12 protein-coding genes and 1 tRNA gene are annotated in these 15,899 nt (G+C 71.7%); 3 read left to right on the plus strand and 10 right to left on the minus strand.

What is annotated here, in order from left to right; all coding sequences use genetic code 11:
* Nucleotides 1–163: 163 nt before the first annotated feature.
* The 7 genes from rho to I3F58_RS00915 form a co-directional block, all read right to left on the minus strand.
* On the minus strand, nt 164–2,269 hold the full coding sequence (gene rho, locus I3F58_RS00885; protein WP_240106166.1) for a transcription termination factor Rho: 2,106 nt from the start codon (nt 2,267–2,269) through the stop codon (nt 164–166).
* 1,524 nt (nt 2,270–3,793) lie between these two features.
* Nucleotides 3,794–4,711 (minus strand): homoserine kinase, encoded by a 918-nt coding sequence (gene thrB, locus I3F58_RS00890; protein WP_240106167.1) that lies wholly within the window; start codon nt 4,709–4,711, stop codon nt 3,794–3,796.
* 324 nt (nt 4,712–5,035) lie between these two features.
* Nucleotides 5,036–6,115: a threonine synthase gene (gene thrC, locus I3F58_RS00895; protein WP_240106168.1), complete on the minus strand. Its 1,080-nt coding sequence runs from the start codon at nt 6,113–6,115 to the stop codon at nt 5,036–5,038.
* 7 nt (nt 6,116–6,122) lie between these two features.
* Nucleotides 6,123–7,412, minus strand: a complete 1,290-nt coding sequence (locus tag I3F58_RS00900; RefSeq protein ID WP_240106326.1) for a homoserine dehydrogenase — start codon at nt 7,410–7,412, stop codon at nt 6,123–6,125.
* 110 nt (nt 7,413–7,522) lie between these two features.
* On the minus strand, nt 7,523–8,914 hold the full coding sequence (gene lysA / locus I3F58_RS00905) for a diaminopimelate decarboxylase (protein WP_240106169.1): 1,392 nt from the start codon (nt 8,912–8,914) through the stop codon (nt 7,523–7,525).
* 13 nt (nt 8,915–8,927) lie between these two features.
* Complete coding sequence (gene nrtL, locus I3F58_RS00910; protein WP_240106170.1) at nt 8,928–9,917, minus strand: ArgS-related anticodon-binding protein NrtL; 990 nt, start codon at nt 9,915–9,917, stop codon at nt 8,928–8,930.
* A 69-nt stretch (nt 9,918–9,986) separates the two neighbouring features.
* Nucleotides 9,987–10,463, minus strand: a complete 477-nt coding sequence (locus I3F58_RS00915; RefSeq protein ID WP_240106171.1) for a response regulator — start codon at nt 10,461–10,463, stop codon at nt 9,987–9,989.
* Nucleotides 10,464–10,570: 107 nt separating this feature from the next.
* Between I3F58_RS00915 and I3F58_RS00920 the strand changes: the two genes are divergently transcribed.
* A tRNA-Arg gene (locus I3F58_RS00920) sits at nt 10,571–10,642 on the plus strand.
* A gap of 368 nt (nt 10,643–11,010) precedes the next feature.
* Here the strand turns inward: I3F58_RS00920 and I3F58_RS00925 are convergent.
* A complete protein-coding gene (locus I3F58_RS00925) occupies nt 11,011–11,751 on the minus strand; it encodes a hypothetical protein (protein WP_240106172.1) in 741 nt (246 codons plus the stop codon).
* Nucleotides 11,752–12,152: 401 nt separating this feature from the next.
* Between I3F58_RS00925 and I3F58_RS00930 the strand changes: the two genes are divergently transcribed.
* Both I3F58_RS00930 and I3F58_RS00935 read left to right on the plus strand, forming a co-directional pair.
* Nucleotides 12,153–12,416, plus strand: a complete 264-nt coding sequence (locus tag I3F58_RS00930) for a CopG family transcriptional regulator (RefSeq protein ID WP_240106173.1) — start codon at nt 12,153–12,155, stop codon at nt 12,414–12,416.
* Nucleotides 12,413–12,826, plus strand: a complete 414-nt coding sequence (locus I3F58_RS00935) for a PIN domain-containing protein (RefSeq protein WP_240106174.1) — start codon at nt 12,413–12,415, stop codon at nt 12,824–12,826. Before I3F58_RS00930 ends, I3F58_RS00935 begins: the two co-directional genes overlap by 4 nt.
* 47 nt (nt 12,827–12,873) lie before the next feature.
* On the opposite strand, the gene I3F58_RS00940 is transcribed toward I3F58_RS00935, so the two are convergent.
* Together I3F58_RS00940 and I3F58_RS00945 are read right to left on the minus strand one after the other, a co-directional pair.
* Nucleotides 12,874–13,677 (minus strand): hypothetical protein, encoded by an 804-nt coding sequence (locus I3F58_RS00940; RefSeq protein ID WP_240106175.1) that lies wholly within the window; start codon nt 13,675–13,677, stop codon nt 12,874–12,876.
* A 66-nt stretch (nt 13,678–13,743) separates the two neighbouring features.
* Entirely contained in the window at nt 13,744–15,876 is a 2,133-nt protein-coding gene (locus tag I3F58_RS00945) for a UvrD-helicase domain-containing protein (RefSeq protein ID WP_240106176.1), read from the minus strand.
* Nucleotides 15,877–15,899 lie beyond the last annotated feature (23 nt).

Here is a 15,899-nt window from a genome sequence, read left to right on the forward strand (position 1 = left end):
TTCCCCCGTTTCGGTGTCTGGTCAGACGGCCGGGGGGCGCAAAGGGTTGCACGGAGGTCCCGGCACGACGACGCCGGCCGCCCCACCCCCGGCAGGTCCTCTCGCGAGGACCCGAACGGGTGACGGGACGACCGGCGTCGTTCCGCTGCCGGTTGACGCGGCGTCAGTCGTTGTTGCCGGCCGACGGCGTCGTCTTCTGGATCTGGAGCAGGAACTCGGCGTTCGACTTGTGCTGCTTCATCTTGTCGATCAGCAGCTCGACCGCCTGCTGCTGGTCGAGGGCGTGCAGCACCCGGCGCAGCTTCCAGACGATGGACAGCTCCTCGCTGCCGAGCAGGATCTCCTCCTTGCGGGTACCGGACGCGTCGACGTCCACCGCCGGGAAGATGCGCTTGTCCGCGAGCTTCCGGTCGAGCTTCAGCTCCATGTTGCCGGTGCCCTTGAACTCCTCGAAGATCACCTCGTCCATGCGGGACCCGGTGTCCACGAGCGCCGTGGCCAGGATGGTCAGCGAACCGCCGTCCTCGATGTTCCGCGCGGCACCGAAGAAGCGCTTCGGCGGGTACAGCGCGGTCGAGTCGACACCACCGGACAGGATGCGGCCGGAGGCGGGCGCGGCCAGGTTGTACGCACGGCCCAGACGGGTGATGGAGTCGAGCAGCACGACCACGTCGTGCCCCAGCTCCACGAGCCGCTTGGCGCGCTCGATGGCCAGCTCCGCGACCGTGGTGTGGTCCTCGGCCGGGCGGTCGAAGGTCGAGGAGATGACCTCGCCCTTGACCGACCGCTGCATGTCGGTGACCTCTTCCGGACGCTCGTCGACGAGGACGACCATCAGGTGGCACTCGGGGTTGTTGTGCGTGATCGCGTTGGCGATCGCCTGCATGATCATGGTCTTGCCGGTCTTCGGCGGGGCCACGATCAGACCGCGCTGGCCCTTGCCGATCGGGGAGACCAGATCGATGATGCGGGTGGTCACCACGCCCGGGTCGGTCTCCAGGCGGAGCCGGTCCTGCGGGTAGAGCGGGGTCAGCTTGTTGAACTCGGGGCGCCCGCGGCCGGAGTCGGCGGCCATGCCGTTGGCCGAGTCCAGGCGGACCAGCGCGTTGAACTTCTCGCGGCGCTCGCCCTCCTTGGGCTGGCGCACGGCACCCGTGATGTGGTCGCCCTTGCGGAGCCCGTACTTCCGGACCTGGGCGAGGGACACGTACACGTCGTTCGGGCCGGGCAGGTAGCCGGAGGTCCGGATGAACGCGTAGTTGTCGAGGATGTCCAGGATGCCCGCGACGGGGATCAGGACGTCGTCCTCGGACAGCTGCGGCTCGCCGCCGAACTCGTCGCGGCCACGGCGGCCACGGCGGTCGCGGTAGCGGCCACGGCGACCGCGCCGGCCGCCGCCGTCCTCGTCGTAGCCGTCACCCTGGGGGCCGCCGCCGCCCTGGCCCTGCTGGGCCTGCCGGCTCTGGCCGCCGCCCTGCTGCTCGTCGCCCTTGCCGCGATCGCGGCGGTCGCGGTCCCGGTCCCGGTCCCGCTGGCGGTCGCGGCGGTCCCGGCGGTCCCGGCGCCCGCTCTCGGCGGTGTCGACGGAGGCCTCGGCCTGCCCGTCGGGGCGGGCCTCGGTCCGGACGTCGGTACGGGCCTCGGCGGCCGTCGCCTCGGCGGTGGCGTCGGGGCTGCCGACGGGCGCGGTGGCCCGGCGGCGACGGCGCGCGGAGGCGGCCGTCTGCTCCTCCCCGGCGGCGGTCTGCTGCTCGCGCGCGGTCGCGGCCTTGGTGGGCTGGCCGGGGATCTCGATGTGCTGCTGGACGCCCTGGCCGGCCTGCTCGCCGGCGGCCTCGGCCTGCTCGGCCTTCGCGGTGGCCTTCTCGGCCTTCTCCGCCTTGACGGCCTTCTCCGCCTTCGCGGCCTTGGCCGTGGTACCGGCCTCGGCGCTCTCGGCCTTCTCGCCGGCCTTGGCGGCGGCCGTACGGGAGGTGGCGCGACGCTTCGGCTTGGGCTCGGCGGTGTCGGCGCTCTTGGCGGCGGGGGCGCCTCCGGCGGCCTGCGCCTCCTTGATGACCTCGATCAGCTGGCTCTTGCGCATCCGCGCGGTGCCCCTGATGCCGAGGCCGGACGCGACCTGCTGCAGCTCGGCCAGGACCATGCCCTCAAGGCCGGTGCCGGAGCGGCGGCGCCGTGAGGTGGTGCCGGTGGCAGCACCCGCGGCGGGCGCGGAGGTGTCGACAGACTTGTCGGCAGTCACGCCCATCAGATCGGTGGTGTCGCTCACGAAGGGTCCTTCCCTGGAGCGGACGTCGGCCTTCTGGCTCGGCGACCGGTTGTGCTGTCCGGCTTTGGTCCTGATGTCGACCGAGCCGGGGCGGTGGTCCCGCCGGGTGCGGCGGGGGAAGAGATAACGTGCGTGGGTCCGGCCCGAGGCCCCCTGCTCGGCCCTCTCCTGGGAAAGGCGAGGGGTGTCGCGCGCCGGTTCCGGAGCGTGCTCGAAACTGCTCAGGCAGGCTGCTCAGGCAGTTGGGGAGGAGGCTCCCGGAAGAATGGTCGTCCCTGAGGGGAACGCGCAGCACCGCGCCAAAAAGACGTCGGGTGCAGACTTGAGGTTAACACTACCGGCTCCAACAAACATTCCCCCTCTCCCACACCGGCAATCCGCCGGCCCGCCTTTCCCCGGATCTCACGACCCGGCATTTCCTCTCGGCCCTCCACCCGCGACCGGGTCTGTGCCAGCCCCCGGCCGGCGCTTCGCGCCGCTCCCGGCCCCGGCTTCCGGCCCCGGAACCCCGCGGCCCGGGACCCGGGCCCAGCCTCCGTGCCGAGGCCCCGGGACTCAAGCCCCAAGTCCGAGCCCCGGTCTCCGAGTCACCCCCGAAACCGGTTCCCGGCCCCCGGTCCCGAAGCCACGAGCTCCGAGCCGACGGCCCGGGACCCCGCGGCCCCGGCCGCACAGGCCCGACGCCCGCAGACCGGGCCCCGGGTCGCGGGCCGGTGCGCCCGCAGGGGCCGACGCCCCCGGACCGGCAGGCCCGAGCCCACAAGCCCTAGCCCACGGCCCGCGGACCAGACCCGTGGGCCCCGCAGGCCCGGGATCCGTCGAGCGAGGCCCGGGACCCGCGGGTCAAGACTCTTGTGCCGAACCCGCAGCCCGCAGGCCCCGGAGCCTGCGCGCCGGGCACGCGGGCCGGGCGGCGCGGCCGGATCCGCAGACCCGGGACCGACAGGCCCGTGTCCGCAGGTCCGAGGCCGTACATGCCCCGGATCCACGGACCGAATCCGCAGACCCGGAAACCCGCCGCACCCGTATCCGAAGAGCCCGGAGCTCACCGGTCCGGTCCGCCGGAGCCAAGTCCGCCAGACCATGATCCATCAAACCAAACCCACAGGGTCCGAAGCCACCACTCGCGGCCCGGCCGCAGGCCGCGAGCCGAGGCCGGCGGCCCCGGAGTGCGGCACCGGGCCGCCCCGCGTCGGCCCGGCAGCCCCTGGCGTGAGCCCGAACCGCAGGTCCGAGGCCCACCGGCCCGAACCCGCAGGTCCGAGGCCGAGGGGCCCCGCATCCCGTGGCGCCCGGGACCGGAGCCGCGGGCCGATGGCGCCGGAGCCCGCAGGCCTCGTGGAGACGGAGACCCCGTGTTCGGACCCCGGTCGCTGCCCCCGGGAGGTGCTGCCCCGGGCCGGGAGCACGGAGGCAGGATCCGGGGACTCCCCGGAGGGTCCGGTGGCGCCGTGCGTTCCGCGGCAGCGTCAAGACGTCGACGTCGGCCACGTCGGCGTCAAGGCGTCGCCACTGTCGTACCTCCTACGCGGCGAGCGGCAGGACGCTCGCCCCGGCGGTGTCGAGGCGGAGGCGGTTCGCCGCCCAGCCCTCCCCCGCCAGCGCCGCGACCTTGTCCGCCGCGCCGTCCTCGGCCAGCGCGAGCACCGTCGGGCCCGCGCCGGAGATGACCGCGGGCACGCCGTCCGCCCGCAGCCGGTTGACGAGGGCGATGCTCTCCGGCATGGCCGGAGCCCGGTACTCCTGGTGGAGCCGGTCCTCCGTCGCGGCCAGCAGCAGCTCGGGGCGCCGGGTGAGGGCCTCGACGAGCAGCGCGGCACGCCCGGCGTTGGCCGCGGCGTCCACATGGGGCACGGTGCGCGGGAGCAGCCCCCTGGCGGTTTCGGTCAGTACCGGCCTTCCCGGTACGAAAACCACCGGAACGATGGAATGCGCCGGATCCATTCTGATGGCCCGGGCGGCGCCGTTCTCCATCCAGGCCAGAGTGAAGCCGCCGAGAAGGCAGGCGGCGACATTGTCGGGGTGACCCTCGATCTCGGTGGCGAGGTCCAGCAGCGCGGCGTCGTCGAGCCGGCTCTCGCCGCCTATCGTCACCGCGCGCGCGGCGACGATTCCGGCACAGATCGCCGCGGAGGAGGAGCCGAGACCCCTTCCGTGCGGGATGCGGTTGGCGCAGACGACCTCAAGGCCGCGCGGCTGCCCGCCGAGCAGGTCGAAGGCGGTGCGCAGGGACCGTACGAGCAGGTGTTTCTCGTCGCGCGGCAGGGTGTCGGCGCCCTCTCCGGCGATGTCGACATGCAGCCCGGAGTCCGCGACCCGGACGACCACGTCGTCGTACAGCCCCAGGGCCAGGCCCAGGGCGTCGAACCCGGGGCCGAGGTTGGCGCTGCTGGCGGGGACGCGCACCCGGACGGCGGCGGCGCGGAAGGCAGGACCGGCCATCGCTCGTTGACTCTCCTTGATCTGGCCTGCGGGGGTGACCTGCGAGGTGGGGACGGGCGGGGATAAGGGGATGAAGGGGGCGCGGCGGGCGCCGCCCTGGGGATGCCCCCGGGAGGGGGCGTCGGGCCGAAGCGCCGTCGTCGTGAAGAGCCTTGTCACCCGCGGCTTCTGCGGGAGCCGGGCTCGGCACAGCGTATCGAAGGACGGTTCGGCCGCGACATGGGGCGCACGGGAGGCGCACGATGCGTGTGACGTACTCTCCCGTGCTCCCGTGGAGTCACAGGAGAGCTGACCGCCGCCTTACGGCGGCGGTCAGCGGAAACGTCAGGCCAGGCCCAGCCGCTCCGCCGCGGCCGCGGCGTCGACCGGCACGGTGACCGGCTGCGGCGCGCCCGCCACGGCCCAGTCCGGGTCCTTGAGGCCGTTGCCGGTGACCGTGCAGACGATGGTCTGGCCCGGGTCGACCTTGCCCTGCTCCGCGGCCTTCAGCAGACCGGCGACGGACGCGGCGGACGCGGGCTCCACGAAGACGCCCTCCTGCGCGGCCAACAGGCGGTAGGCGCGCAGGATCTCACGGTCCGTCACCTCGTCGATGAACCCTCCGGACTCGTCGCGCGCGGCCAGCGCGTTCTGCCAGGAGGCGGGGTTGCCGATGCGGATCGCGGTGGCGATGGTCGACGGGTCCTTGACGACCTCGCCGCGCACGAGCGGCGCGGAGCCGGACGCCTGGAAGCCCCACATCCGCGGGGTGCGCGAGGAGACGCCGTCTCCGGCGTACTCCCGGTAGCCCTTCCAGTAAGCGGTGATGTTCCCGGCGTTGCCGACGGGCAGGACATGGATGTCGGGGGCGTCGCCGAGCATGTCCACGATCTCGAAGGCGGCGGTCTTCTGCCCCTCGATCCGTACCGGGTTGACGGAATTGACCAGCGCGACCGGGTAGTTGTCGGACAGCGCGCGGGCGAGGTCGAGGCAGTCGTCGAAGTTCCCGTCGACCTGGAGGATCTTGGCGCCGTGCACCAGCGCCTGCCCCATCTTGCCGAGCGCGATCTTGCCCTGCGGCACCAGCACCGCGGACACCATCCCGGCCCGCACGGCGTAGGCGGCGGCGGACGCGGAGGTGTTGCCGGTGGAGGCGCAGATGACGGCCTTGGCGCCGTCCTCCTTGGCCTTGCTGATGGCCATGGTCATGCCGCGGTCCTTGAAGGACCCGGTCGGGTTGGCGCCCTCCACCTTGAGGTGGACCTCGCAGCCGGTGCGCTCGGAGAGGACCTGCGCGGGGACGAGTGGCGTGCCGCCCTCACGCAGGGTGACGACGGGCGTGGTGTCCGTGACCGGAAGGCGGTCCCGGTACTCCTCGATGATGCCGCGCCACTGGTGGGTGCGCTGGGTGCCCTTGCTGGTCATGGGTCCTCTACTCCCCTTCAACACGCATGATGCTGGCGACACCGCGGACGGTGTCGAGCTTGCGCAGCGCCGCGACGGTCCCGGAGAGGGCCGCGTCGGGCGCGCGGTGGGTCACGACGACGAGGGAGGCCTCGCCGTCCTTCCCCTGCTGGGTGACGGTGTCGATCGACACGCCGTGCTCAGCGAAGACGGTGGCGACCTGGGCGAGCACGCCCGGTTTGTCGGCCACGTCGAGGCTGATGTGGTACCGCGTCACCACGTCGCCCATGGGGCTCACGGGCAGTTGGGTGTACGCGGAGTCGCCGGGTCCCGTCGCGTCGTTGAGGCGGTTGCGGCAGACGGCGACGAGGTCGCCGAGTACGGCGGACGCGGTCGGCGCACCGCCGGCGCCCGGGCCGTAGAACATGAGCTGCCCGGCGGCCTCGGACTCGACGAACACGGCGTTGTAGGCGCCGCGCACGGAGGCCAGCGGGTGGCTGAGCGGGATCATCGCGGGGTGCACGCGCGCGGTGACGGACTCGCCGTCGGCGGCGCGCTCGCAGATGGCGAGCAGCTTGATGGTGCAGCCCATGCGTGTGGCGGAGGCGAAGTCCGCGGCGGTGACCTCGGTCATGCCCTCGCGGTAGACGTCGTCGAGCCGTACGCGCGTGTGGAAGGCGATCCCGGCGAGGATGGCGGCCTTGGCCGCGGCGTCGAAGCCCTCGACGTCGGCGGTCGGGTCGGCCTCGGCGTAGCCCAGCGCGGTGGCCTCGTCCAGGGCCTCGGAGTACCCGGCGCCGGTGGAGTCCATCTTGTCGAGGATGAAGTTGGTGGTGCCGTTGACGATGCCGAGCACGCGGTTGACCTTGTCGCCCGCGAGCGACTCGCGCAGCGGCCGGATGAGCGGGATGGCTCCGGCGACGGCGGCCTCGTAGTAGAGGTCCCGTCCGTGCTGCTCGGCGACGGCGTGGAGGGCGGCGCCGTCCTGGGCGAGGAGGGCCTTGTTGGCGGAGACGACGGAGGCGCCGTGCTCGAAGGCGGTGGTGATCAGGGTCCGGGCGGGCTCGACCCCGCCGATGACCTCGACCACCACATCGATGTCGCCCCGCTTGACGAGGGCGGTGGCGTCGGTGGTGACGAGGTCGGGGTCGATGCCCTCGCGGACCTTGGAGGGCCGCCGGACGGCGACCCCGGCGAGTTCCACGGGGGCGCCGATCCGGGCGGCGAGGTCGTCGGCGTGCGTCGTCATGATGCGCGCAACCTCGGAGCCGACCACTCCACAGCCCAGCAGCGCCACCTTCAGCGGACGCGTACGCATCATCCGACCTCGTTTCCGTTTCCTGCTTGTTCGTATTTCTACGGTGGTCCAGTCTCACTCACCGGACGAGGGTTTCTATCCCTCGTCCGAATCCTGAGACCGATATTTCATCATCCGACGTCGAGACGCAGAAGATCCTCTTCCGTCTCGCGCCGGACGATCACCCGCGCCTCGCCGTTCCGGACGGCGACGACAGGCGGGCGAAGAGCGTGGTTGTAGTTGCTGGCCATGGAGCGGCAGTAGGCGCCGGTGGCCGGAACGGCGAGCAGATCACCCGGTGCGACATCGGCCGGCAGAAAGGCGTCCTTCACGACGATGTCGCCACTCTCACAGTGCTTGCCCACGACACGGCTGAGCATGGGCGCGGCGTCGGAGGTGCGGGAGGCGAGGCTGACGCTGTACTCGGCGTCGTACAGGGCGGTGCGGATGTTGTCCGACATGCCTCCGTCGACGGAGACGTACGTCCGCAGCCCCTCCAGCGCCTTGACGGTGCCGACCTCGTACAGCGTGAAGGCGGTCGGCCCGACGATGGCCCGCCCCGGCTCCACGGAGATCCTGGGAGTGGCGAGCCCGGCGGACTCGCACTCGCGCGAGACGATCTCGTGCAGCGCCTTGGCGATCTCGTGCGGCTCGCGCGGGTCGTCGTCCGAGGTGTACGCGATGCCGAGCCCGCCCCCGAGGTCGATCTCGGGCAGCTCGACGCCGTGCTCGTCCCGCACCTCGGCCAGCAGGGAGACGACCCGGCGGGCGGCGACCTCGAACCCGGCCATGTCGAAGATCTGCGAGCCGATGTGCGAGTGGATCCCGACCAGTTCGAGGGAGTCCAGCCGCAGGGCCCGGCGCACGGCCTCGGCGGCCTGTCCGCCGGCGAGGGCGATACCGAACTTCTGGTCCTCGTGGGCGGTGGCGATGAACTCGTGCGTGTGGGCCTCGACTCCGACGGTCACACGGATCTGGACCCGCTGGCGCACACCGAGGGACTGGGCGATGTGCGCGACCCGCACGATCTCCTGGAAGGAGTCCAGCACGATGCGTCCGACACCGGCCTCGACGGCCCGCCGGATCTCCTCGCCGCTCTTGTTGTTGCCGTGGAAGGCGATGCGCTCGGCGGGCATTCCGGCGGAGAGGGCGGTGGCGAGTTCGCCGCCGGAACACACGTCGAGATTGAGCCCTTCCTCTCCGAGCCACCGCACAACGGCCCGTGAGAGAAAGGCCTTTCCGGCATAGAACACATCCGCGTCCTTGCCGAAGGCCTCGGCCCAGGAACGGCAGCGGGCGCGGAAGTCGTCCTCGTCGAGGATGTACGCGGGGGTCCCGAAGCGTTCGGCGAGCTCGGTGACGGGGAGGCCGCCCACGGAGACGACCCCGTCGTCCTCCCGGCGGACGGTCCGGGCCCACACCTTCTCGTCGAGGCGGTTGAGGTCGGCGGGCGGCGGGGAGTAGTGGCCCTCGGGGAGGACGTCGGCGTGACGGGGCCCGGCGGGGTGGGCGGAACGGCTCATGTCGGTGGCTCTCTCAGAGATGTACGGGTGCGCTGATGCCGAGCAGGGTCAGGCCGCCGGCCAGCACCGTCCCGGCGGCTTCGGCGAGCGCGAGCCGGGAGCGGTGGGCGGCCGAGGGTTTCTGGTCCCCGAGGGGCAGCACGGTGTGCTGGAACCCGAGGAGGGCGTCGGCCAGGACCTCCAGGTGCCGGGCGAGCCGGTCGGGCGCGCGGTGCCGGGCGGCGGCGAGCAGAACGAGCGGGTGGTCGCGGAGGGCGGCGATCAGCCGGGGGGCGTCGGCGGGCACCTCGTACACGGGGTGGACGCCCAGCCCGGCGGCGTTGCGAAGCAGTGCGCGGGCCCGGGAGTGCGCGTACTGGACGGTGAAGAGCCCGTTGTCGCCCTCGGCCTGCCGCAGCAGGGACCCCGGCTCGGGCACCCGGTCATGAGCGGCGGGCCGCAGGCAGGCCCAGCGGGCGGCGTCGGCCCCGAGGCGGGCGGCGACGTCGTAATGCGGAGCCCGTACGGACAGCCGCTCCCCCGCACCGGAGAACCGGACGCTCCCCCCCTGCCGCTCGACGAGCCGGGCGACGGCCTCCCCGACCACCCGGGCCCGGACCTCACGCTCGTCGAGGGCCAGCTCGACGTCGACGCCCCGCAGTCCCTCCCCGGCCCCGTAGCCCGGCCCCTCCCGCAGCACCCGCTCGACGAGACCCCGATCGGCCCGGGCACGGGTGTCGGCGCTCAGGGTGAGGTTCAGGAACCCGGGCCCGGTGATGTCGACACGGGCGATGCCGGGCGCGTCCAGCAGCCGCGCCCGCAGGATCTCCGCGACCTCCCGGGGCGGCAGGGCGACGGACCCGGCCAGCTGGAGGGCGGCGTTGGTGGCCCAGTCCCCGCGCCCGCCCGCCCGGGGCCGTTCGACGAGGACCCGCGGGGGCAGGGCCACGTCCTGCAGGGCACCGTCACCGACCGCGCGGCGCACGGCGTGCAGCACGGTGTGGGAGAGCTCTGCGGGGGTCACGGGACAAGCCTAGGCGAGAAGGGGGTACCCGGGGCGAACCGGTTTCGCCATGCGGGCAGGGGGCGGGGGCTACACCCGCGGCGTCCCGGCCCGGCACCCGTCCTTGGGCGGACGCGGAGGCGGAGGCAGCAGCCCCCGCACGACACGGACGAGATCGGCGGGCTCGAAGGGCTTGGCGAGGAAGGCGTCCACTCCGGCGTCGAGCCCGCTCTCCACCTCGTCCCGGCCGCAGGCACTGACGATCACCACGGGCAGATGCCGCGTCCGCGTGTCCCCCCGCAGCCGCGCAGCCGTCCGGAGCCCGTCCAGCCGGGGCATGACCACATCGAGCGTCACCACGTCGGGGCGCACGCGATGGATCACTTCAAGACACTCGGCACCGTCAGCCGCGGTCACCACCTCGAAGCCCTCCAGTTCGAGGTTGACCCTGATCAACTGCCGGATGACCCGGTTGTCGTCCACAACCAGCACCCGCCCGGACGCGCCTGACACAACTAGAGAGTAGGACCCCGCGCTCCCCCGCGTCCGGGTTTTCGCCACTTCCACCCCCGGCGAGCGACCCCACGCCACCTCACCCCCGGAAATACCTGTTCACAGGCACCCTCCGGGAGCTGGTAGTGTTCTTCCCGTCGCCGCGAGACACCGGCGGCAACGCCCCCGTAGCTCAGGGGATAGAGCAACGGCCTCCGGAGCCGTGTGCGCAGGTTCGAATCCTGCCGGGGGCACTTCCGGAAAGAGGGCCTGACCAGCGGAAACGCTGGTCAGGCCCTCTTTTGCTTGAGGCGAAACAGCAACGGCCCCGCTTGCCGTTACTTCTCCTACCGGCACCGCCCCGACCTGGGCTTTTACCGCACCGCACGCGCGGTGTCCCGTATGTCCGATCCCGCGAAATCGGCGCCACGGGACATGCGCGGGACGAAAGCGCCTCAGGGAAGACAGACGCCCCTCTCCTACACCCCGTGACCTGCACGTTTTCCAGCCGGCACAGGTAAAACACATACGGAGCGGGGCCGTTGCACTTCGTGCTCCCGCCTCTCTGGCCTGGTCCTTCGCCTCGACAGGGCGCGGGCTTCCCAGGGGCGCTGGGACGCACTCAGGACACGAGATCCACGTGAGCTGCTGGGTTCACCACGAGGAGTTGACGTCCCCTCAGTTGCATTCGTCCAGAAGCGCGTCGATGCGCCCGTTGGCGAGGGCCTGGCGACCGTAGAGGCACTTCGCGTACCAGGTCATGAGGACCTTGACGCTGTTGCCCGCCCGTTCGGCGACCTCGGTGGGATCGACGCCGGTGTTCAACCAGGTGGACAGGGCCGAGTGCCGCGGGGCGTCCGGCGTAGTACATCCCGGCGAAGAGGCCGGCCAGCCTCCGCCCCCGCGCCCGCGCCCGCTCGTAGCCTCCGACGTAGGAGACCGCGCAGAGCAGGTTCCACGCCTGCGCGGGGTTGACGACCACCCGGGGGTCGACCTGCTGGACGGTCTCGGTGATGCGCCAGCTGACATGGGCCAGGGGATCGGTGCGGAGTCGGCCCAGCTCGATCGCATACGGCACCGAGTTCACGAGCGTCGTGCGCTTGCGCCGCTGTGTTTCGACAGCCGCGATCGTGCCGTCATGCTTCAGCCGGAGAGCCTGTAGCACGCCGCGCATCACGACCGGGTCCAACAAGTCGTCCAGGGGGCGTGAAGCCCTGGCGACCCAGTCCAGAGCGAGCCGCACCTCTGCGGGCGCGATGCGCGCGTCGGGCCGGGGCATCACGAACGCCCAGTTCCGCAACGCCCGCCGCAACAGTTCGTCATCCGGCCGCCCTCGCGTCCTTCGGAGCATCGCCATGGTCATGGAGCAGAGAGCGTCGTTGGTCTCGTTCCGGGTCTTCGCGGAAACCTGCTCCAGCGCACCTCCAGGTATTCGAGCGCGAAGGCGTACCAGCTGATGCGGGTCGCACCACGCCCCTTCGCCACCCGGCCGAAGTCGTCAGCGGCGGCTTCCCTGATGGCCCGGACCAACGAGGCCCCGAGCTCGTCGGCCAGCGCCCTGACATCCGCCCCGTCGTCGGCCGTCAGCCCCCACCGGGGCTTCACCGCCCTGGCCCCATGTCGCCGGGGTGTACCTCGTACCTGGCCTGCTGAACTCCGCATGGCGTCCACCGCCTCTCTCCAGGTCAACGCGCCGCCTGCGGCAGCCATGCCGACCGGAAAGAAATCCTGACCCCTGGGAGGATGGAAGGTAGGATAGATAGCATGAGCGAGCCCACCGGCAAGTACTCGATCACCATGCCGCGCGACATCGCCGAGGCCGCCAAGGCCCGCAGCGGCCCCTCCGGCCTGTCCGCCTACGTGGCCGCGGCCGTCGCCCGCCAGATCGAACGCGACAACCTCAACGAACTCATCACGGTCGCCGAAGCCGAGCACGGTCCTGTCACGGACGAAGAGATCCAGGCCCTGCGTGACCAGCTCGCCCAGGCCCGTCGCGAGCAAACGGAGCACGGAGCGGACGCCGCGTGACCCGCTCCCCCGCGGTCCCCGGCGGCACACTCGTCCTCGACAGCGAAGGACTGGCCAAGGCCGTCCGGCGCGACCGCACGGTCACCGCCTGGCTCACCCTGGCACGCGCCGACGACCTCCGCGTGATCACCTCTGCGACCACCCTCGTCGAAGTCATCCACCCCCGCATCAACCGCCCGGCCCTGGAATGGACACTCTCCCGGCTCATCGTGGAGCCGATCACCGAACCGATCGCCCGCCACGCCGCCGCCCTCCTCGCCGATACCGGCCTGCACGGCCACAAGTACGCCATCGACGCCATACTCGCCGCCACCGCCCTTGCCGCACCCGGGCCGGCCACGATCCTCACATCCGACCCCGAGGACCTCACCGCCCTGTGCGGCGGACGCACGACCGTGATCAAGATCTGACAGTGGCCTGCAGCTCGGAACACGCTCGTGAGTTCCAGGCAGCCGTGTCAGCCCCTGCCCCCGGCCCCCAACCATGAATCGAAGGCCATCAGCTGCTCGCCCATGGCCCCGAGCGAGTATGGCGAGGACTCGTACTGCACCGACAGATTCACCTCGTACAGCTTGTACACCGCCGGGGCAGTCTCCCCTGCCATGGACGCCTCCTTCAGGGCGCGTGCCACCCTTTCGAGGTCCGCCGCGCGGAGACCATCCGTGACCTCCGGCCACACGGCCTCCGCGAGGTGATCGCAAAGCTCCATCAGGAAGCGTCCCGCACGCGCAGCACGCTCGGAAATCGCCTCTTGCCTCGCCTCATCCATGTGGTCTGAAAGATGGTTGTTGCGCGCTTCCTCGCTGTCCCATGAGCCGTCGTCGTAGATCCGTTTCCAGATGCCCTCAGCCCGATCCAGCGCCGTCTGGAACTCTGTGTCGAGTACCTCTTGCGTGAGTGTCGGATGCGATGCCTCGACGTCCTTCAGGCCGGCAATGAGGGCCTCGACGGACACGGTGGGGAGAGAACCCCCATCGCGTACCGCCGTCAACAAAGCGACCGTGTCGACAGCCCGCCGAACCTGTTCACTGTCGATCAAACCCCACAGCTCATAAGCACATCGCTCTACAGCCTGATAGTTGTGATCGGCGATCTCGACGTCGAGTTCCCCTGAGAGGTTGAGGAGCGCCTCGCACACGCTTTCAACCTCGTCCATGGCGTTCTCGATCTCTTCGTCGACCTTCTCGGCGACTCGCAACGCCTCTTGGGCCTCCGCGGCCTCCCGTTCCAGCCGGGCCACGCGGTCCGCGAGTTCGCCCATCTCTCCTCCTCATGTCGTCCTGATTCTGTGTACGGCCGCTACGTGGCCGGACCGGTCCGCTGCAGCTCACACCCCTTCCACAAGCAGGAAAGGGCTGGGGTCCCCCGACCAGGACACGTACAGGCCGTCGCGGGCCCGGGTGCAGGCGACGAACAGCAGGCAGCGTTCGGCCAGCAGGTCCGCTTCGTGCTGGAGACGGTCGACGTCCACGGGCGTCAGCGCCTTGGGGTGGGGCACGGCGCCGTCGCGGACACCGACCACCGCGACGCACCGGTACTCCAGGCCCTTGAAGGAGTGCATGGTGCCGACGTTCACGGCGTCGGCGGCTGACGGTCGGTCCGCCCGCAGCCGCTGAGCGGGGATGCCTGCCGCGGTGAGGTGTTCCGTCACCTGGTCGCAGATCCGGTTGAAGCGGGCGCTCACGCCGATGTCACCGGGCGCGACGCCGTCGTCCAGCCAGCCGCGCACGCGCGCGACGAGCGCCGTCAGCTCCGCCTCCGCGGAACCCGCCCCGTGGGTCTCGGGGCCGCTCCCGCGCAGGGCCGAACGGTAGCCGAGCAGGGTTTCGTGGCGGGCGTCGTCCTCCAGTTCCGCGAAGGGGCGGCCGACGAGCAGCGCGGTGGACCAGCTGAGGATCTCGTGCGTGGAGCGGTAGTTCCTGCGCATCTTCGTCGACCGCCCCGCCACCTTGATCCCAACTGCCTTCAGGGAGACCCTGCTGTCGTAGATCCTCTGGTGCGGATCGCCCGCGATGAACAGGTCGTCCGGGCGGACCGGGACGGCGGCGCGCAGAAGACGCCACTGAGCGGGATGCAGGTCCTGGGCCTCGTCGACGACGACGTGCCGGTAGCGCGGCCCGGTCCGCTCCAGCAGGTCCGCGGCCTCCGCACAGGTGCCGAGGTAGGTCCGCAGACCGTCGGAGGCCAGCCGGGCGGTGAACTCCTCGATGGCGCCCCACACCGGCGGCCGGGCTGCGGCGGGCAACGCGCTGCCGCGCCCCCTGCGCTCGGCGGCCTCGTACTCCTCGTACGTCCGCAGGTTCTGGGCGAGGACCACGTGCTTGTACTCCTGGGCGAGGAACTGCGGGCTTCCGGTGCAGCCCGTGGCCCGGGCGGCCCGTCCCCAGCGGGCCTGCTCCTCGTCGGCGCGCAGCGGCTGGCGGGAGGTGGACAGCACCCGCCCGGCGAAGGCGTCCACGGTCATGACGTCCACCCGGTCCCGGAGCGCCGGGTCGTCGACGAGTTCGGCGAGGCCCGAGCGCAGGGCGGCCACCAAGGTGTTCGTGTAGGTGGTGAGCAGGATCCGGTCGCCGTCGCGGACGTGGCCGAGCAGGTGCCGTACGCGGTGCAGGGCGACGACCGTCTTGCCCGTGCCGGGGCCTCCGGTGACCTGGGCCGGGCCGGAGTACGACGCCCGGTAGGCCACCTTGTGCTGGGACGGATGGAGGAAGACCCGCCAGGCGGCGAAGGGCTTGTCGAGGATCTCGCGGAGCTCGTCCGACCCGGTGACCAGCGCGATGCGCGTGCGCGTGTGCCGGATGGCCGCCTCGTAGTCGGCCGTGTTCACGGGCCCCGCACTGTCCGCGGCGGCCAGGTGGACGGCGACCACGTCCCGCCACACCTCCTCCACCGTGAAGCCGGCGGCGAGGTATTCGAGCACCTCACGCTGGTCCTGGGGGAAGTACGGCGCGAACGCCTCCAGCTGCTCCACGCTGGTCAGGACCCGGGCTTGGTGCAGGGTCGTCCCGTCGACGCCGAGGGCGGCCAGATCGCCGTCCGAGAACGCGGCGAAGAGCCGCCGCTCGGGAGCGGGGGCGGTCCGCTCGTACGCCGGGGTGAGCTCCTCCAGGACGGCGATGTCGCGGATCTCCACGGCTCGGGTGACCGTGTTGATGGTCGCCTTCTGCTTGACCGCCCACGCGTTGGCCTCGTCGTGCGGCAGCACCCGCAGAAGGACGTAGGTGTCCCCGCTGTCGGGCGCCAGCACGACTCCTCGGGTGCCGCGGTCGATCCTGATGGTCCGGATGTGCGGGTCCCGGGCGTTCTTGAGTGACTCCAGCTTCAGGCCGGGGTCCTTGAAGAGCTGGTTCAGGCTGAGCCGTTCGAACTTCTCCCAGGCGTCGAAGACCCCCTTGCGGACCGCGCCCTGGAGCTTGGGGAGCTGGGCGCAGAAGGCGATGTCGAAGGCGAGGCGGGGCATGGCGGAGCGTCTCTCCCGGTGGT

Origin of the sequence: Streptomyces sp. MUM 203J (genome assembly GCF_022414595.1) — a bacterium.
Taxonomy (GTDB): Bacteria; Actinomycetota; Actinomycetes; order Streptomycetales; family Streptomycetaceae; genus Streptomyces.